The organism is Fictibacillus fluitans (assembly GCF_030418125.1).
Lineage (GTDB): Bacteria > Bacillota > Bacilli > Bacillales > Fictibacillaceae > Fictibacillus_C > Fictibacillus_C fluitans.
Genome location: NZ_JAUHTR010000005.1, coordinates 140,540 through 158,114, shown reverse-complemented (window position 1 = coordinate 158,114; position 17,575 = coordinate 140,540). Strand labels below are relative to the sequence as shown.

Below are 17,575 nucleotides of genomic sequence, written 5' to 3'. Positions count from 1 at the left end.
TTAAGCACTGTTTTCTATACTAAGTTTTAGTTTTAATAAAGAGAGTAATCATATTAAAACAAATATGATTACTCTCTTTGTATTAATGAAAATGCACACTATTCTCTTCCATCCAATAGGCTTCCCTGATATTAATTTGCCTTCGAATGTCCCGAATCACATCAATCGTCACATCGCCTTTCTCGTACAGGTCCTGGATTTCATCACGCTCGGCCTGGAATGCTGCAATCTGAAGATCGCGCTGCATGCGGGCGAAATGGGTGGATTCCTCGCTCTTTTTGGCGATATTGTATTTTACAATCAGATCGTTATATTCGCCCATGACATCGAGAAAGAGATGACGGTTTTCAGGATTCATATTCGTTTTTAAATAGTGAATGGCTGCTTTGGCCATGTTGACCTTTAAACCAACCAATCGTTTTCTCCGCTTACGAATTTGTTTACGCTGTGCGCTGTTTTTGGGAATGAAAAATTGCAGCAGCACATATGCACTGCGCTTGAAAAGGATCCAAACGAACAGCCGGCGGTATTGCATGCGGTTCGTTTGGGCCAACCGTCTGCGCTGCAGATGTTCCTCAATCAGAATGGCCGTATCCCGGTCAACTTTTCCTGCTTTTTTTAAATTCTTATAATAACGGCTTTCTGCTTCAATCGCCATCAAACGGACCTTGCTTTCAAGGCGTTCGATTCTCTCTGAGCTTTTGGAGCTGATTTCGTTGCGCATGTTGTTGTATGTGCTAATGATGGATACAGCAGCTTCCCGGTTTTCGTCCCTGTAGGAATTCTGAACGGAATGTATAGCCGCCTCAAACATCCGGAGTGTAGCTTTGCGCTTCATCTCATCCTTAACTCCCTGCGAATCTCCCTTCTCGCTTTTAGCCAGAATGGGCAGGAAAATGCTGGCGAGAATTAAGGTCACCAGAATAACACCGGCTGCAATGAAAATGATAAGCGACCGGTCAGGAAAGTTGCCCCCTCCTTCAATGGTAAACGGAATGGTAAATGCACCGGCAAGTGTGACTGCACCCCGCACCCCCGAGAGGGTCAGGAGACCAATGGATCGTAATTTCTCCATGTGTTCCGTACTTTTTTCCCTCCACCCGCGCCAGGTGATTAAGATCCAAAGGAATCGGAGTACCAGGAGGGCAAACGAGATGATAAGAATGTACTGGGTTACTCTCCAGTTATTAAACAAGGGATTCTGGAATATTTCATTAAGCACACCGGGGATCTGCAAGCCGAGAATAACAAACACCAGACCATTTAGGATATAAATGAGGACGGTCCATGTACTCCGCGAAACTATTTCAAGTGATCCAGCGGGCAGGCGGTTACGGTCCTGGCTAATGGCATGGACAATTCCGGCGGCAACTACGGAAAGGATACCTGAGAGGCCCAAATGTTCAATGACAAAATAGATAATAAACGGAGTCAATAGCTGGATCAGCATATGAATCGTAACATCATCCATGCCGAGCCGCCGGATAAAGGTTCGTATTTGAATGATAATTAGAGCCAGAAGGGCACCACCGAGAAAACCGCCCAGCGATATAACAAAGAAACTGCCGCTCGCCTCTGCAATGGAAAAGGCACCAGTTACTGTAGCGGCCACCGCAAATTTAAACGCTACCAATCCGGACGCATCATTCATCAATCCTTCGCCTTCTAGAACATGCATGATATGCTCCGGCATTTTTACCCGGCTGGAAATCGAGCCAACAGCAACCACGTCGGTAGGAGAGAGAATAGCCGCAAGTGCAAAGGCGGCCGCCCAGGGAATGGACGGGATGATCCAATGTATCAGACTGCCGATCACAAATACGGTTAGAAAGACAAGGCCAAGGGCCAGCAGGAGAATCGGTTTACGAAGCTTCCACAGCTCTTCTCTCGAAGCGTGTCGCCCATCATGAAAAAGCAGGGGTGCGATGAAGAGGATGAAAAACAGCTCCGGGTTCATAGGAACTTCTATGCCTAACGGCAGCAGAGAAAGTGTTACACCGAGCGCAATTTGAATCAGTGGAACAGGTATGTATGGAGTAAAATGATTGATAAAACTAGCCAGGCCGATCAGGGCAAGCAGGCTTAAAATAACAAGAAAAAATTCCATGCGTAACTCCTTTCATCTACATTTTGCACCATAATGAAAGATTTAAAAAATATTTTCATCTTTTTAAGAAATACCCTTCAAATAAACCGTGTAACCCCAAGGGAAAACAAAAAAGCACCTAAACAGATGCTTTTTCCCCGAGTTTTTCCCATTCCTCCGCCAAAATGGCGTAATAGTATTCATCCCACCAGCCGTCTCCATGAGGGATGCACTTCTTAAAATAGCCTTCTCTTCGCATTCCCATCTTCTCCATTACACGGTAAGATGCTGGGTTTTCCGGCTGGCAGGTGGCAATAATCCGGTGCAGCTTCAAGGTTTCAAAGCCGTAATCCAAAACGGCTTGTGCGGCCTCGGATGCATACCCCTTATTGTGGTACGCCGGATTGAACACCCAGCCAATCTCGTATGTATGGTTGCCAAAATATCTATGGAACACCATATGGCCGATAAATTCATTCTCTTCCCGCAGCATTACCGCATATTTCTCCGGATTGTCTCCACTGTTCTCCTCGATAAATGCTTTGGCGTCCTCTTCGGTAAAAACCCCCTCCGGAATATATTCCATGACAGCAGGATTGGAGGTATAGTCATAGACTGCTTGCCAATCGTCTGTGGTTAATCTTCTAATCTGAAGCCTCTCTGTCTGAATGTCCATTGTATCCTCCATATAAACTGATCTTCTGTCTCTTCTACATTCAATGAAGGAAACAAATTTCCCTTTTTCAGTTATCTCAAAAAGGTGGTTGAAATAGTAAGTGTAAGCATTTATTATATATATTATTAGAATATTACAAGTTTTATTATAATAAAAATCGTAATAAAGGGAGGCAGAATATAGAGGTATAGCAGGAAAGTTGATTTTGTTTCATTCTACAATTTATAGAATAATGTAACCGCTTTCTATATAAGGTTCATTTACCTTTAAAATGAGGAGGAACGTTCATGGCAATGTCCATAGAGGTTGAATCATCTGCACAAAAGAAATTGGATAAGCATGTCGGAGCCAATGTCCGTTTTATTACACTGGTTTCCATTGTGGTTGCCTTCGGCGGTTTGATGTTTGGGTATGATACGGCTGTGATCTCCGGAGCGATCGGATTTTTGGATCAGCGTTTTGCGCTTAGTCCTTCCATGTCCGGATGGGTTGTTTCCAGTCTGTTGCTGGGTGCTGCGATCGGTACGGCAGCGGGCGGGTATTTAAGTGACCGCTTTGGCCGGAAGAAAACATTGATTTTATCCGGGATTTTATTTGGTATTGGAACGGTCGGTTCTGCATTGCCAAATAGTGTATCCCTTTTGGTCTTAACCCGGATTCTCGGCGGAATCGGTGTGGGGATGTCTGTCTTTATCTCGCCGCTGTATATCGCAGAAACCGCTCCGGCTCATCTTCGCGGCCGTTTGGGGTCCATGTCGCAGCTGGCAATCAGTATCGGGCAATCGTCTGTTTTTATCGTCAACTACATGATTGCCCAAAGCAGTACCGTTCAATGGAACGTGGATGTAGGCTGGCGCTGGATGTTCGCGCTCGGGGCCATTCCGGCTGTCGTTTACGTCATTTTGATGCCGTTTGTGACCGAAACACCAAGGTGGCTGGCAGCGAACGGAAAAAGAAAAGAAGCACTGTCTGTATTAAACAAGATTAACCGGGACGAAGAGGTTTCACGAAAAGAGCTGGAAGAGATCGAAACATCCATCCGGCAGCACAAAGGAACTACTTTTAAAGACGTATTTAAAAAGGAAAACAAAAAAGCGCTCATTGTCGGTGTTGTTATTGCTTTTATGACTCAGTGGGCCGGGATTAACGCGATTATGTATTATGCTCCCGAAATCTTTAAAAAGAGCGGAGCGAGCCTGGGATCATCATTCCTGAACACCGTTTTTATGGGAGTCGTCATTGTTGTGTTTACGTTTGTCGGTCTGTATCTGATGGACAAGGCAGGCAGACGAAAATTGTTCTTGATCGGGTCACTCTTAATGGCATTGGCACTGTTCCTGATCGGCCTCAGCTTTAAGACCGACACATCAGGAACGATGGTTCTCGTCTACACCTTGTTCTATCTGGCGGTATTTATGGCTACAGTCGGCCCGGGAATGTGGGTGCTGTTATCGGAAATCTTCCCGACGAAAATCAGGGGACAAGCCATGGCGGTTTCTACGATCTCACTTTGGATCGGAGATTACCTGGTGGCCCATTCCTTCCCGGTGTTCTTAAAGGAAATTGGCGGAATGCCTACCTTCTGGTTCTTTGCACTAGGTTCTTTCTTGATGTGGCTGTTCACGTATAAATACGTGCCGGAGACAAAAAACCGGTCACTCGAGGAAATTGAGCAGCTGTTCCAGGCAAAATCCTGACTTTCTAAAACTTGAAAGGAGTGATGCGTGCCGCTTTGGGTAGTACCACACAATAACTAAACTTTAATTTTTAGAGGAGGAATAAGAATGAGCACACAAGTGAAAGAAATTCAAAATTATGATGTTGCTGAAATTATGGGTGGATTATACGGAGCAGGAACCATTGCGCAAAAAGGAGCTTTCAGCCGGGAATGGATCGCGCAGCTTGGGGAGGATATTGAAAAGCTGTATGAAGAAGCACTAAAACGTCCTAACGGTGCCATTGGCCGCGGGCCGAAGCGCCATTACGTCGAAATCCATCCGGAAGACCTTCGTGGTTTTGTTGATCTTGTCACACATCCATGGGTTCAGGCAGTATGTGAAGCTGTTCTTGGACCTGACTATAAAGTGGTTGAGATTGGGTTTGACGTTCCGAACCCGGGTGCGGTCAATCAGCCGTGGCACCGTGATTTTCCGTCTCCGGAAGACACGTATAAAGGAAGAAGAATCAATTCATTGGCGTTTAACCTGACAACGGTCGATGTGGACCCTGATATGGGGCCATTCGAGATTGCGCCTGGTACCCAATGGGATGATGGAAGTGATTTTGATCACGAGATGTTCCCGGACAAAGAGAATTACAGCCGTTATGAAGAACGCGCCCAGCGCAAAATGCCAAGCATGGGTGACATCTCTGCCCGGTCTGCGCTTACCATACACCGCGGTACCGCCAATAACTCAAACAAATCACGGCCAACATTGGTGCTGGGAGTGGATGCCCCTACTGCCAATAATGCCGAACGCCACGACCTGCAGCTCACAAAGAAGTTTTACGAAACGCTGCCAGAGTCGTTAAAAAAACATATAAACTGTCGCCTGGTAGATGAACTGGAAGTCATAGAGCAGGCGCATGATATTGAACTGCTTAAAATGGGCGAGGCGGAGTAGGAGAGAATAGAGGGGAGGAAGCTGACTGGTGATCGGTCAGCTTTTTTTTTGTTTATAGGAGTTTCCTGCTGTTATTTCTTGCCCAATCACAAATATAGGGTTGTACATAAACTAGTGTATGTGTATAAACAGCAAAGAGGGGCTCGCATGAAATGTATTGAAAATCAATTAAAAAAAGCTAGACCCGGAACAGTTTTGTCGATCGTCTCCAACGGGATCACTCAAACCATAATATTTGTAAGGAAAACGAACCAATGTGTTATTGGCACAACAATGGATGGGCGCATTGTATCTATTAATATAGCAAGCATCGAATTAATTTTGTTTCCTTTTATCGACACCAATCCTGTTCCTTCTCCTCCTGTATGTAGTCAGTATATAATAGACACAGTTTTTCCTGTTTCTATCGATTGCCAGGGAAGTTTTAGAGTGTCTGCTCGTTGTACTGATACTTCAGACTCTCCACCATTAGCAGGTGTTATTTTTTCTTTTCAAAGCAGTCAACCTTCTGCAATTACTTTTACTCCTAATCCAGCTGTTACGGATGCAACAGGGCTGGCTGTAGGAACAATAAGAAGTACAACCACAGGAAACATATTAATTTCGGGGGAAGCTAATTATAACGGCATAATTAAATCATTTATTTTTGGCCCGGTATCCGTGGTTCAATGTCCTTAGGATTCTTCCATAAGAAGTGCATAAAAGATGTGAAAAGAGGGTTATCGTTAATCTAACCCTCTTTTTCTAATGTAGTCCCCATATAAAAATGATATTCTTTTGGAAGATATATTGTATTGAAAAATCTTTTTCGAAAGGTTGATAACCATGCTAAAACTAAGATCATTCGAAACTTCCGATATTAAGGAACTCCACCGCTGGTCCAACGATTCACGTTCCATCTTAATGGTAGGCAGAACCCCGCTGACATATGAACAGGTCCTTCAGGAAGTAGAAGGGAAGCGGAGGAACAACGATTTATTGCTTGGAATTGAAAATGAAGAACAGCAGCTGGTTGGGTGGGTATTTCTTAAAGATATCGATCATGGCCATGGAAGGGCTAGCATCGGAATTCTGCTAGCTCCGGAAGCAAGAGGGAAGGGCTACGGGAAAGTTGCCATGGAACAGATGATTGATGTCGGCTTCAAGCAGCTTCGACTGAATAAAATCTACTTAACAACGAGGGGAACCAATGAACAAGCCATTGGCCTCTATCAAAAGATTGGTTTTACGGTAGAGGGCCAGCTTAGACAGCACGCGTATGTGGACGGCCAATATCTCGATACATATTTTATGGGAATCCTGGCTTCTGAATGGAGTACGAAGGAGTAGGGAAAGCGTTTTCAAAAAACTCTTGCAAATTCTAATTTTGCATGCTAGATTATATCCAAGAACAAAAATCTAAACGTTTACATTAATTGTTCAAAACCGGCATCAAGGATTTCAGGCATAAATCTATTTTTTTGTAAGAAAATCTAAACGTTTACATTTAGGAGTTTTGTCCAATGGAAGGGAAAGCAAACATTCAGGATGTGGCCAAACGGGCGAATGTATCGATCGCTACTGTCTCTCGGGTCATCAATAACCAGGGCGGTGTGCGCAAGCAGACGGAGGAGCGGATTCTGAAAGCCATTCAGGAGCTGGGCTATATCCGTAATGCGGCGGCACGGACGATGAAAAGCAAGGATACGAAGACAATTGGTGTCATTGTCCCGGACATCAACAACCCGTTCTTTCCTTCCGTAATGGCTGGGATTGAACAGAAGGCCCGGGAAAAAGGCTACTTCGCGATCCTGAGCAGCACGAATGAATCGCCGGTGGTCGAGCAGGAGATTCTGAAGAACTTCATCGAGCGCGGAGTAGACGGGGTCATCATCACGACAGCGAATGAAAACGGCGATCACCTGAAGCAGGTTCTTGAGCAGGGAATACCGATGGTCGCGGTCGACCGGAGCATTCAGTATTATGACGTGGATACAGTGCTTGTTGATAACGTTAAAGGCTCCTACCAGGCGGTTCAGCACATGATTCTTCAGGGCCATGAGAAGATCGCCATCATCTGCGGTCCGCAAAATACAACTCCGGGCCGTGAGCGGTTTATTGGCTACAAAAAGGCGCTTGAGGATTACAACCTGAAGCTGGACGAACGCTACATTTTTCAGGGAGACTTCGGGGAGCGAAGCGGGTACCAGGGGGCTCATCAGCTATATTCGCTTGAAGACCGCCCAACGGCCATTTTTTCATCCAACAACTTAATGACCATCGGATGTGTGAAGGCGATTGGTGATCTCGACTGGAAGCTCGGGGAGGAAATTTCGTTTTTCGGATTTGATGATGTGGACATTGCCACCTTCATAAATCCAAAGCTCAGCGTGGTTTCCCGGCCCATGCACGCGTTAGGGGAGCTGGCCTTTCAGCTTCTGCATGAACGGATCCAATTTAAAGATCCGGTGCCAAAGCGCGAGTACAAGCTGTCTCCGGAGCTCATCATCCGGGAATCCTGCCGGCTGCGCTATCCGAAGAGCTCACCTGACGGACAATCTCTTAAAAAGTAAACAAGGTACAGAACTGGTCATTCTGTACCTCTTCTGGAAAGTATTATGTAAGCGCTTTATTATGAATCTATTTGAAAAAAAGGGGATGTACACATGAAGAACAGCAACCTGATTCAAATGCCGGACGGCTATTTAAACAAAACACCGATTTTTCAATTTATCCTGGTCTCATTGCTTTTTCCATTATGGGCCGTGGCGGCAAGTCTGAACGATATTCTGATTGCTCAATTTAAACATGTGTTTGAACTCAGCGATTTTGCGAGTGCTTTTGTTCAAAGTGCGTTTTACGGCGGTTATTTTATAGTGGCCATACCGGCATCTATGGTCATTAAGAAAATGAGCTACAAGTTTGCGATCATGACAGGGCTTCTCTTTTATATCGTAGGCTGCTCGTTGTTTTACCCTGCGTCAAACATGGGGACGTACACGATGTTCCTGTTCGCGATCTTCGCCATCGCGATTGGCCTGAGCTTTCTTGAAACAGCGGCCAACACTTACAGCTCTATGATTGGACCGAAGAAATACGGCATTCTCCGCCTGAACATTTCCCAGACGTTTTATCCACTGGGGTCTATCGCAGGAATCCTGCTTGGAAAGTACCTTGTGTTCCAGGAGGGAGCAAGCCTTGAGTCCCAAATGGCAAACATGTCTGCGTCGGAAGCTCATGCGTTTGGTTTGAAGATGCTTCAGCATACCCTTCAGCCTTATAAATACATTATTTTCGTTCTGGTCGCCATGTTCATTCTGTTTGCGATTACGAAGTTCCCAATTTGTAAGCCGGTGACCAACCGTGCAAAAAACGGGGAAAAAGCTCCGGGAATCGGCCAGACGCTCAAATACCTGGCAGGCAACAAGCGATTCAAAAAAGGAATCGCGGCCCAGTTTTTATATGTCGGCATGCAGGTGACGGTCTGGTCGTTTACGATCCGTCTTGCACTTGATTTGAACCCGAATTTCAACGAACGTACAGCATCCAATTTCATGGTCTACAGCTTTATTGCCTTTTTCGTTGGAAAATTCATTGCGAACTTTCTGATGACACGCTTCTCGCCGTCCAAGATTCTGTTCAGCTATGCTGTTATCGGATCCGCATTATTGGCGTATGTGGTGCTCGTGCCGAACATGACAGCGGTTTATGCGGCAATTGGGGTAAGCATGCTGTTTGGTCCTTGCTGGCCGACGATTTATGCAGAAACGCTTGAAGTGGTGGACAAGAAGTACACCGAAACCGCAGGAGCGATCCTTGTTATGGCAATTGTCGGCGGTGCCGTAATTCCGGCTCTGCAAGGCTATGCGTCTGATGTGTTCGGATCCATGCAAACGGCATTCCTTGTATCCATGGCATGCTTCGTTTATGTCGGCATCTACTTCTACGGCGAAATGAAAAAGTCAGCGGTGAAAAAAACAGACAAAACAATTGAGTTAGCACAATAAACCATTAAACCTTGTCAGGCAGCCGATCTGGCTGCCTTGATAAGGTTCATCAGCAGAAAGGGATGCTAGACATGAGTGGAATCATTGAACTACAGCGGGAGTTTTTTAAAGAAAACAAAAAAGTGATCTATCGTGACGATGAGTTTACAGCAAGCCTGTTCCGCTATCCTTCTGGAGTGGAAGCGATCGAGCTGACAAACTCGCGGGGTGTGATGGTCGTGCTGCCATATATGGGGCAGATCATCTGGGACCTGGCGTTTGATGGCGTCGATCTGAAAATGAAAAATATGTTTTCACAGCCAAAGAATGTGCGTGAAATTGTGGATACGTACGGATGCTTTTTGTTTCATTCCGGATTGATTGCCAATGGCTGTCCGGGACCGGAGGATGATCACAAGCTGCACGGAGAAATGGCATGTGCCCAAATGGATCGAGCATGGCTTGAAGTTAGCCACCAGGGAATTACGGTAGGCGGCGAATCCGAATACGTAAAAGGATTCGGCCATCACTATCTGGCATCACCGAGTGTTAAAATGGACAGAGGTGAATCATTCATTGAAATCGGAATGACGGTGAAAAACCTTTCTGGTGCCGAGATGCCGCTGCACTACATGTGCCATACCAACTATGCGTATGTGGAAAACGGCGTTATGAATCAGAGTATTCCGGACGATGCCCTAGTTCTTCGGGAATCGATTCCGGCACATGTAAAGCCGACGGAACAATGGCTTGGATATAATAAAAAACTGCTGAGCGGGGAAGAAACACTGACTGTGCTGAACCAGCCGGAGATGTATGATCCGGAGATCGTCTTTTTTGCTGACAGACTGGATCAATACGGAGAAGAAGTGGAATTCGAGATGCAGTCTCCGGACGGTACTGTCTTTTTCACGAAATTTTCTACAGCAGAATTGAACTATGCCACACGCTGGCTTCTGTACAACAGCGATCAGAAGGTGGGCGCGTTCGTATTGCCAGCCACCTGTCGTCCGGAAGGGTTTAAAGCGGCGGAAAAAGCGGGAACGCAGATTAAGCTTGGTGCCGGAGAAGAACGTTCCTTTACCGTTATTACCGGAAAGAAATAGGGAGGAAGAATAATGGATATTGCAGTGATTGGTTCCAACATGGTGGATTTGATTTCATACATTGATAAGATGCCAAAAGAAGGAGAAACGCTTGAAGCGCCGGACTTCGAAATAGGCTGCGGAGGAAAAGGATGCAACCAGGCGGTAGCCGCAGCCAAGCTCGGCTCCGATGTGATGATGGTGACAAAAGTCGGAGATGACCTGTTTGCCGATAACACGATTAATAACCTGGAGAAGTACGGCATTGATACGGAATATACCGTTAAGGTTCCAGGTACGTCCAGCGGTGTCGCACCGATCTTTGTGGATCCGGATTCCAAGAACCGTATTCTGATCATTAAAGGCGCGAACAAGCATCTTTCACCCCAAGATGTGGATGGTGCAGCAGAAAAGCTGAAGCAATGCGGACTGATCGTTTTGCAGCTGGAAGTGCCGCTGCCGACCGTTTACCGCGCAATTGAATTTGGGAACGAGCAAGGCATTCCGGTCATCCTGAATCCAGCACCGGCTTCTAAGGAACTGGACTTCGAGTATGTGTGCAAAAGCGACTTTTTCATACCGAATGAAAGCGAGCTGGAGATTCTAACAGACCTGCCAGTGGAAACCGATGAACAGATTCGCTCGGCAGCCATGACGCTGGTAGAGCGTGGAGTTAAGAATGTCATTGTCACCATGGGCAGCCGCGGAGTGATGTGGGTAACGAAGGACGATGTCCAAACGGTATCCTCACACAAAGTCGATGCGATCGACACAACAGGTGCCGGCGACGCCTTCATCGGCTGCTTCTCCCACTATTACGTAAAGACCGGTGATGTTCTTGAGGCTATGAAAAAGGCAACTGCCTTTGCTGCGCTTAGTGTGACCAAGCGCGGTACGCAGACTTCTTATCCCGAATTGGAAGAAGTGGAAGAGTTTTTGAAAGAGAGAGTATAAAGAAAAAGGAGTGAACAGTCTTAACTTGTCACTCCTTTTTCTTTTAAATAGTATTCTTTTTATAAACTCGGGTAAATTACCATTCCTTCATTAGAAACAGGAATATCACCAATGTTAACAGGATTAGCCGGGTCGGAAATAGCATATATAGCGATTGAAGGGAGAAGATCTCCTCCTACGTAAAGTACAGAGTCAATAGTAGACAGAAAACTTGCTCCGGCTTCTACAGGAATATCGCCGACTTTTTCGGGTGAAATAGGATCAGTAATATCATATATGTGAACATTAGGGCTGCCGTTGTCACTTACATAAAGCACATTTTGGAAAACCGCCATACCTTGTGGATTGGTTACTTCTCCACTTCCAAAAGAAACCATAAAAAGGGGGTGCTCCTTACTAAGGATATCATAGACAATTATTCTGTTATTCTCAGCATCTGATACATATAGATAATCTCCGTTAACAATTTGTCCCGTCGGTAAAAGTGTTTCATTTCCACCGAATAATCCTGCGAAGATAGCCGAGTTTGGATTTGAAATATCCCAAAGAAAAGGAGCAGTATATAGGGTATTACCAGAAACTGCCGATCCGGATATTGAAAAAATGCCAAAGCTTTGATCTCCTAGTCCCATTAATTGAGGATTTAGGGGATCGGATAAATCATAAATTCGTAATACGTTATTATTTTCATCAATTGCATAGAGTGTATTTCCTTGAATGGACATTGAGCGTAACACTGCTCCAGGAGTAGGGATCTCTTTTATTTTTATAGGATTTCTGGGATTGCTTATATCATATATGTTCAGTACAGGAGTTCCTGAATCAGTGCTTGAAACATAGAGGAATCGACTTGGCAAAGCGGGAGGAGCAGGGGGAGAAGCAGAAGGCGCTGGCAAAAAGGTAATAGATCTTATGCTTTCTATCTGTATTGTTACAATGCTTCCGTCTAAACCAGCACCAATTAAACAACTATTATTTTGTTTTAGAAAAATAATAGTTTGACTTATTTCCCCTGTGTTTATTGTTAATAGTGTTCCAGGGGTTATTTTTCTTATTAAACAGTTTATTCGTTCGGTATTTTCCATGGCAAACCTCTCTTTACAGTAAAGCGTTTATATCATTTTATGTAAAAACTAGTAGATACGTTTGGACATTTTAATTAACCGATTTAATAAATAAGAGATTTAAAAGCGAGCAATTTTATTTAGAACTGCTACTTCGGCAGGATGAAAATTTGGTAAACTATCTATAATAGATACAACGGGAAAACAGAAGGCAGGTAAGTAATGTGACGACGATATACGATATTGCCAAACGAGCGAATGTTTCCTCGATGACTGTCTCAAGGGTTATCAACAATAAAGGAAACATCAGTGAAGCTACTAGGAAAAAGGTAGAAGACGCGATCAGGGAATTAAACTATATACCGAATTCTGCTGCGCAAAGCCTGAATTTGAAGAAAACGAAGCTGCTTTCTCTCGTGATTACGGACATCACCAATCCCTTTTTTACCAAAGTGGCGAGAGGGGCTATAGATAAAGCTAACCAGATGGGCTATCAGCTCATTCTTTGCAATACCGATGAAGATTACGAGAAGGAAAGCGAGTACATTGATGCGCTCATTGCCAAGCGGGTGGACGGGGTTATTATTGCGCCAACTGGTGATGCATCGCTTAAAAATTTAAAAAAGCTGATGAAGAACCGAATCCCTTTTACGTTGATTGACCGCAAGATTGAAGATGTACCATGTGATATGGTGCTTGGGGACAATTACGAGGGAACTCGGTTTCTCCTTCAGCACCTAATTAAAAATGGCCACCAGCGAATCGCGATGGTTCATGGACCGTTGAGCATTTCGACGTCGAAGGAACGGTATCAGGCGTATGTGGAGACGCTGAAATTAAATGACCTTACTGTTAATCCTTCCTTTTTGATTGAAGATCATTACAAACAGGAAGATCAATTAGCCGGCATTAATCATCTGCTTGAACTTCCGGAGGACGAGCGCCCTACCGCGTTCTTTGCCGTCAACAACTTTATTGCCATTAAACTCATTAAGCAGCTGCGCCAGGGAGGTCTGCGGGTGCCGGAGGATATGGCTGTCGTGTGCTTCGATGATCTGGAGCTGTTTATCGAGCTCGATCCTTTTTTAACCGTATCCTCGCAGCCTGCCTATGATTTCGGCTATATTGGCACACAGCTCGTCATTGAACGGGTGGAAGGTGACAGTCCCACCGGTTACCGATCCATTAATTTAAAGCCCGAATTGGTGATCAGAAAATCATCAGGAACTTCTATTAAAGAATAGGCAGCAAAATGTTTAAAATCTACACTTTAATATTTTTCCGCTAGGGAAACCCAAGAGATATAGGGTTTCCCTTGATTTAGTTAATTTCTTAAAAAGCTCTTATTCTTCTTTATTTAGCTATACTGTTAAGGTAAGCAGAATCAGGAAAAAAGGGCTTTATAAAAGTTCTCCCTACCTAACTGGTCAAGATAGTCAATCTTTCTTTTTTCATAAAAATCTTCAGCATCTCCTCTTTCAAAAAACCAAATACTATCAATTAAGATGCTCAATTTATATACGTCAAATAAATGTTTTTGTTCGACCTTCCTTAATGGTCTGTTCTTGGTGTATTCTTCTATAATCTTTTTTGCTTCGGTTAAATTAATCACATCGTATTTATCGTATGTCCAAGCCCAGGACTCGATTAATCCAACAAGGTCAAAAAGAAGATAGGTGTAATTCGCATCATCAAAGTCAAGCAAAGCAACCAATTTTTCATTATGATAAAGAATGTTTGAAGAGTGAAAGTCGCAATGGCAAATCCCCATTGGTAAGGATTGAGGAAGCTTTAGTGAAAGCAAACCTTTATTTATCCAATCAAATTTCTTCTTTGAATGCAGGGAGTTACTTCGCTTTGATGCTGATTTCGCTTGTTCCCGGCAAAACTCTACTCCATAATTCCACCGGCTTTCCATGTGAATAGGCAAATAACATTGTGTAATCTTGTGCAACTCGGCAGCCGTTTGAATAACCATTCTTTTTTGTTCTTCGTTTGGCTCTTCGATATGATAGCCTTCTATGTAATAATAAACCGCAAATGGTTTCAGATTATGGATACCTACCAGGCTTCCAGCATTATTAATAGAAGGTGACGTGCAGGGGAAATTGTTCTCCTTTAAAAAATTAAGCAAGTCTACTTCAAATAAAACAGAATTCTTTCTGCGATTTTCATAATATCTGAATACAAAATAGCCTTCCGTTGTTTGAACTTTATAGTTGGTTTGAACGGTCCCTTGTGAAATAGGCTCAGATTTAATGTAATCACCAATATTGTAATTGGCAAAAATATGGTGGAATTCTTCGTTGATAAATACTGTTTTTACAGCCATACCTTACTCCTCGTAATATATTGTGTATTCTATATCTCATTATATAGCATTATCTTTTTGTTGCATTTGGCAACCGGGATTTTGGATAGGCAGCAAATGGAATAGTGAATTAATATCCTTCTTTTTCCAATAAAAGAATTTACGAATGTGTTAAATTACCGTAAAATGGAAGAAGTGTAAAATACATTTTATAGGAGGATAACCTTGGCGCTTTTAATGGTGATTTCACTTACCGTCTTGCTTTTCATTAACTGGATTCCCTATGCTCTGCAAAAAAAGTTTAAAGTCCGCTATTGGGTGTCTGGCATTGTGATTACGTTGATCGGTCCAACCATTGGTTATGTTGCTATCAAAATCTTTTTTCATCTTGTTGCAAATGTTGAAAAACAAGCGTACGATGCTTACTTTGCTGGATTTGGATTAGGGTTACTTTTTACACTTAGCGGTATCGTCTATATTCTTGCTTCCATATTTTCAACAATTGTAAAAAACAGGCGTGTGAGCCAGTAAAAAGCCAGGTGCAAACCTTGGCTTTTTTTCATGTTGTATTACTGGTTATTTAACACTCAATAATTAATTGACAATTCTAAATATTTTTGGTTATATGTAATGTTACCGGTAACAATAAGTATGCAATTTAAGGAGGCACACATATGATTGATAGCCATCAGCATTTTTGGAAGCTGGAGAGAGGCGATTATGGCTGGCTAACGGAAGACATGGAGGTGCTCTATCGGAATTATCTGCCTGAAGACTTGGTTCCAATGCTGGAACAATTCAATATATCCGGAACCATCGTCGTTCAAGCCGCACCTACATACGAAGAAACCCAATTTCTCTTATCCCTGTATGAGCGTTATGAATGGATCAAAGGGGTGGTCGGCTGGCTCGACCTGTCGTCGCCTTCTTTCCCAGAGCAACTGGAAAAATTGTTGAAAAATCCGGGAGTGGTTGGTCTACGTCCGATGCTGCAGGACATTGAGCAAAGTGACTGGATTTTGCAGGAAAAGGTAGTAGAAAATGTGAAGATTCTTCACCAGAAGGGCCTGCTGCTTGATTTGTTGATTAATAAAAAACATATTCCGTTTGTGCTGGAATTGTTGAAAGCGCTTCCCGACTTAAGGGCGGTAGTGGATCATATGGCCAAGCCAAACATTGCGCAGGGTGAGCTGTCTGGCTGGAAGGAAGATATGAAATCCCTCGCCGAATACCCGAATGTTTGGTGTAAAGTCTCGGGATTCATGACAGAGGCGGTTCCGTACGAATGGAGAACAGAGGATTTTAATCCTTACATCCAGCATGTTGCAAAGGTATTTGGTCCGTCCCGACTGCTGTTTGGCTCCGATTGGCCTGTCTGCCTGTCAGCGGGAAGCTATGGAGATACCATTGACATCATCAATAAAAACCTTCCGGATTCTCTCACTACCGACGAGAGAGAACGTATTTTCACCGAGAACGCCAAGAAATTTTACCGTCTAAATACCACCACAGAGGAGAGTTTACGATGAGCAAATTCACCAACCGCACCGCACTTGTCACAGGGGGAAGCCAGGGAATTGGGGCAGCTATTGTAAAGCGGCTTGCCGAAGAAGGAGCTAATGTTGCAATCAACTACTTTTCAACAAGTGACCTTGAAAAAGCGAATGAAGTAAAGCAGTACGTGGAAGAACAATTTGGTGTCCGCGCACTGGTTGTTCAGGGAAATGCCGGCATCAAGCAGGATGTCGACGAAATGATCAGTGAAGTGGAACAGGAACTGGGACCAGTCGATATTTTGGTCAACAACGCCGGAATCGCCCCGTTTGAACCGTTTTTAAGTCTTTCGGAAGAAACGTGGGACCGAACCTACCAGACGAATGTGAAATCGATCTTTCTAACGTCACAGCGGGTGGCGAAATCGATGATTGGAAGAAAGTACGGGAAAATTGTAAATATCGCTTCAACGGCCAGTGTACTGGTCACAAGCCCGGTCGTGCCGCACTATATCTCCTCTAAAGCAGCTGCCAGCCATTTGACTAAAGCACTTGCGATTGAACTCGGCAAATATAACATCAACGTTAATGCCGTTGGTCCAAGCACGACCGCCACACAGATGTGCGAGGAATATCTGGCCGACCCGGAAATACTGGAGAAAGAAATTGAAGCCAACCCGATGAAACGGCTGGGAACAGAAAAGCAAATTGGGGATGCGGTTGTCTTTCTGGCATCAGATGAGGCCATGCAAATTAACGGCCACTTACTGATGGTGGATGGAGGATTAACGGCCAAAGCGGCACAGCCTGAGGATCACATGGATCATGAGCAGGAGGCAGGGGGATTATGCCGTGCTTAAAGGAATACCTTCTATCCTTTCTCCTGAGCTGATCAAGGTCCTGATGGAAATGGGGCATGGTGATGAAATTGTCATTGCTGATGGGAATTTTCCAGCGGCAAGCCACGCCCGCCGGCTGGTTCCCGGCTATGGCCACGGTGTCTGTGACTTTTTGCGTGCCATTTTGGATTTGTTCCCGCTTGATACTTATGTAGAGACTCCGGTTCTTTTGATGGACCCGGTGGAAGGGGACGACAAGAATCCGCCGATTTGGAAGGAATTCGAACAAGTTGCTGAAGCTGCTAGCGGAGAAAAGGTGTCCCTTAAAAAGCTGGAACGGCATGAGTTCTATGAACGGAGCAAGGGGGCATATGCCATTCTGGCGACAAGCGAAAGCGTGCCATATGCCAACATCATTTTGAAAAAAGGTGTTTTATAAACAAAGCGAAGGAAACAGGCACTGAATCGGTCGGTCAGT

17 protein-coding genes are annotated in these 17,575 nt (G+C 44.3%); 13 read left to right on the top strand and 4 right to left on the bottom strand.

All coding sequences use genetic code 11. From position 1 onward, the window contains the following. Nucleotides 1–82: 82 nt before the first annotated feature. Both QYB97_RS11420 and QYB97_RS11415 read right to left on the bottom strand, forming a co-directional pair. On the bottom strand, nt 83–2,107 hold the full coding sequence (locus QYB97_RS11420) for a Na+/H+ antiporter (RefSeq protein ID WP_301166132.1): 2,025 nt from the start codon (nt 2,105–2,107) through the stop codon (nt 83–85). A gap of 118 nt (nt 2,108–2,225) precedes the next feature. Next, nucleotides 2,226–2,762, bottom strand: a complete 537-nt coding sequence (locus QYB97_RS11415; RefSeq protein ID WP_301166131.1) for a GNAT family N-acetyltransferase — start codon at nt 2,760–2,762, stop codon at nt 2,226–2,228. A 287-nt stretch (nt 2,763–3,049) separates the two neighbouring features. Here QYB97_RS11415 and QYB97_RS11410 point away from each other — a divergent pair, with 287 nt between their 5' ends. The 8 genes from QYB97_RS11410 to rbsK all read left to right on the top strand — a co-directional run bounded on the left by QYB97_RS11410 (nt 3,050) and on the right by rbsK (nt 11,390). Beyond that, on the top strand, nt 3,050–4,459 hold the full coding sequence (locus QYB97_RS11410) for a sugar porter family MFS transporter (protein ID WP_301166130.1): 1,410 nt from the start codon (nt 3,050–3,052) through the stop codon (nt 4,457–4,459). Nucleotides 4,460–4,546: 87 nt separating this feature from the next. Next, entirely contained in the window at nt 4,547–5,386 is an 840-nt protein-coding gene (locus tag QYB97_RS11405; protein ID WP_301166129.1) for a phytanoyl-CoA dioxygenase family protein, read from the top strand. 147 nt (nt 5,387–5,533) lie between these two features. Beyond that, the gene (locus QYB97_RS11400) at nt 5,534–6,064 is read left to right on the top strand and encodes a hypothetical protein (protein ID WP_301166128.1); all 531 of its coding nucleotides are present in this window, start codon (nt 5,534–5,536) and stop codon (nt 6,062–6,064) included. 147 nt (nt 6,065–6,211) lie between these two features. Further along, nucleotides 6,212–6,715 (top strand): GNAT family N-acetyltransferase, encoded by a 504-nt coding sequence (locus QYB97_RS11395; protein ID WP_301166127.1) that lies wholly within the window; start codon nt 6,212–6,214, stop codon nt 6,713–6,715. Between the two features lie 173 nt (nt 6,716–6,888). Further along, entirely contained in the window at nt 6,889–7,938 is a 1,050-nt protein-coding gene (locus QYB97_RS11390) for a LacI family DNA-binding transcriptional regulator (protein ID WP_301166126.1), read from the top strand. Nucleotides 7,939–8,031: 93 nt separating this feature from the next. Continuing rightward, complete coding sequence (gene fucP / locus QYB97_RS11385; RefSeq protein ID WP_301166125.1) at nt 8,032–9,372, top strand: L-fucose:H+ symporter permease; 1,341 nt, start codon at nt 8,032–8,034, stop codon at nt 9,370–9,372. Nucleotides 9,373–9,443: 71 nt separating this feature from the next. Beyond that, a complete protein-coding gene (locus QYB97_RS11380) occupies nt 9,444–10,457 on the top strand; it encodes an aldose 1-epimerase family protein (RefSeq protein WP_301166124.1) in 1,014 nt (337 codons plus the stop codon). A 12-nt stretch (nt 10,458–10,469) separates the two neighbouring features. Further along, on the top strand, nt 10,470–11,390 hold the full coding sequence (gene rbsK / locus QYB97_RS11375) for a ribokinase (RefSeq protein WP_301166123.1): 921 nt from the start codon (nt 10,470–10,472) through the stop codon (nt 11,388–11,390). A 59-nt stretch (nt 11,391–11,449) separates the two neighbouring features. On the opposite strand, the gene QYB97_RS11370 is transcribed toward rbsK, so the two are convergent. Continuing rightward, nucleotides 11,450–12,475 carry an LVIVD repeat-containing protein gene (locus tag QYB97_RS11370; RefSeq protein WP_301166122.1) on the bottom strand — a complete coding sequence of 342 codons (1,026 nt, stop codon included), beginning with the start codon at nt 12,473–12,475 and terminating at the stop codon, nt 11,450–11,452. A 203-nt stretch (nt 12,476–12,678) separates the two neighbouring features. On the opposite strand from QYB97_RS11370, the gene QYB97_RS11365 reads away from it, so the two are divergent. Beyond that, nucleotides 12,679–13,698 (top strand): LacI family DNA-binding transcriptional regulator, encoded by a 1,020-nt coding sequence (locus QYB97_RS11365; protein WP_301166121.1) that lies wholly within the window; start codon nt 12,679–12,681, stop codon nt 13,696–13,698. A gap of 140 nt (nt 13,699–13,838) precedes the next feature. Here QYB97_RS11365 and QYB97_RS11360 read toward each other — a convergent pair whose 3' ends face one another. Continuing rightward, nucleotides 13,839–14,786, bottom strand: coding sequence for a homoserine kinase (locus QYB97_RS11360; RefSeq protein WP_301166120.1), 948 nt, complete (start codon nt 14,784–14,786; stop codon nt 13,839–13,841). A gap of 204 nt (nt 14,787–14,990) precedes the next feature. Between QYB97_RS11360 and QYB97_RS11355 the strand changes: the two genes are divergently transcribed. The 4 genes from QYB97_RS11355 to QYB97_RS11340 all read left to right on the top strand — a co-directional run bounded on the left by QYB97_RS11355 (nt 14,991) and on the right by QYB97_RS11340 (nt 17,536). Continuing rightward, complete coding sequence (locus tag QYB97_RS11355) at nt 14,991–15,296, top strand: hypothetical protein (protein ID WP_301166119.1); 306 nt, start codon at nt 14,991–14,993, stop codon at nt 15,294–15,296. A 143-nt stretch (nt 15,297–15,439) separates the two neighbouring features. Then, the gene (locus QYB97_RS11350; protein ID WP_301166118.1) at nt 15,440–16,294 is read left to right on the top strand and encodes an amidohydrolase family protein; all 855 of its coding nucleotides are present in this window, start codon (nt 15,440–15,442) and stop codon (nt 16,292–16,294) included. Continuing rightward, entirely contained in the window at nt 16,291–17,118 is an 828-nt protein-coding gene (locus tag QYB97_RS11345) for an SDR family NAD(P)-dependent oxidoreductase (protein ID WP_301166117.1), read from the top strand. Before QYB97_RS11350 ends, QYB97_RS11345 begins: the two co-directional genes overlap by 4 nt. Further along, nucleotides 17,111–17,536 carry an RbsD/FucU family protein gene (locus QYB97_RS11340; protein WP_301166116.1) on the top strand — a complete coding sequence of 142 codons (426 nt, stop codon included), beginning with the start codon at nt 17,111–17,113 and terminating at the stop codon, nt 17,534–17,536. Before QYB97_RS11345 ends, QYB97_RS11340 begins: the two co-directional genes overlap by 8 nt. Nucleotides 17,537–17,575: the final 39 nt, after the last annotated feature.

Bases quoted from the DNA above. Each gene is read 5' to 3' on its own strand.
- QYB97_RS11420 (WP_301166132.1), bottom strand. From the start codon at position 2,107: ATGGAATTTTTTCTTGTTATTTTAAGCCTGCTTGCCCTGATCGGCCTG.
- QYB97_RS11415 (WP_301166131.1), bottom strand. From the start codon at position 2,762: ATGGACATTCAGACAGAGAGGCTTCAGATTAGAAGATTAACCACAGAC.
- QYB97_RS11410 (WP_301166130.1), top strand. From the start codon at position 3,050: ATGGCAATGTCCATAGAGGTTGAATCATCTGCACAAAAGAAATTGGAT.
- QYB97_RS11405 (WP_301166129.1), top strand. From the start codon at position 4,547: ATGAGCACACAAGTGAAAGAAATTCAAAATTATGATGTTGCTGAAATT.
- QYB97_RS11400 (WP_301166128.1), top strand. From the start codon at position 5,534: ATGAAATGTATTGAAAATCAATTAAAAAAAGCTAGACCCGGAACAGTT.
- QYB97_RS11395 (WP_301166127.1), top strand. From the start codon at position 6,212: ATGCTAAAACTAAGATCATTCGAAACTTCCGATATTAAGGAACTCCAC.
- QYB97_RS11390 (WP_301166126.1), top strand. From the start codon at position 6,889: ATGGAAGGGAAAGCAAACATTCAGGATGTGGCCAAACGGGCGAATGTA.
- fucP (WP_301166125.1), top strand. From the start codon at position 8,032: ATGAAGAACAGCAACCTGATTCAAATGCCGGACGGCTATTTAAACAAA.
- QYB97_RS11380 (WP_301166124.1), top strand. From the start codon at position 9,444: ATGAGTGGAATCATTGAACTACAGCGGGAGTTTTTTAAAGAAAACAAA.
- rbsK (WP_301166123.1), top strand. From the start codon at position 10,470: ATGGATATTGCAGTGATTGGTTCCAACATGGTGGATTTGATTTCATAC.
- QYB97_RS11370 (WP_301166122.1), bottom strand. From the start codon at position 12,475: ATGGAAAATACCGAACGAATAAACTGTTTAATAAGAAAAATAACCCCT.
- QYB97_RS11360 (WP_301166120.1), bottom strand. From the start codon at position 14,786: ATGGCTGTAAAAACAGTATTTATCAACGAAGAATTCCACCATATTTTT.
- QYB97_RS11350 (WP_301166118.1), top strand. From the start codon at position 15,440: ATGATTGATAGCCATCAGCATTTTTGGAAGCTGGAGAGAGGCGATTAT.
- QYB97_RS11345 (WP_301166117.1), top strand. From the start codon at position 16,291: ATGAGCAAATTCACCAACCGCACCGCACTTGTCACAGGGGGAAGCCAG.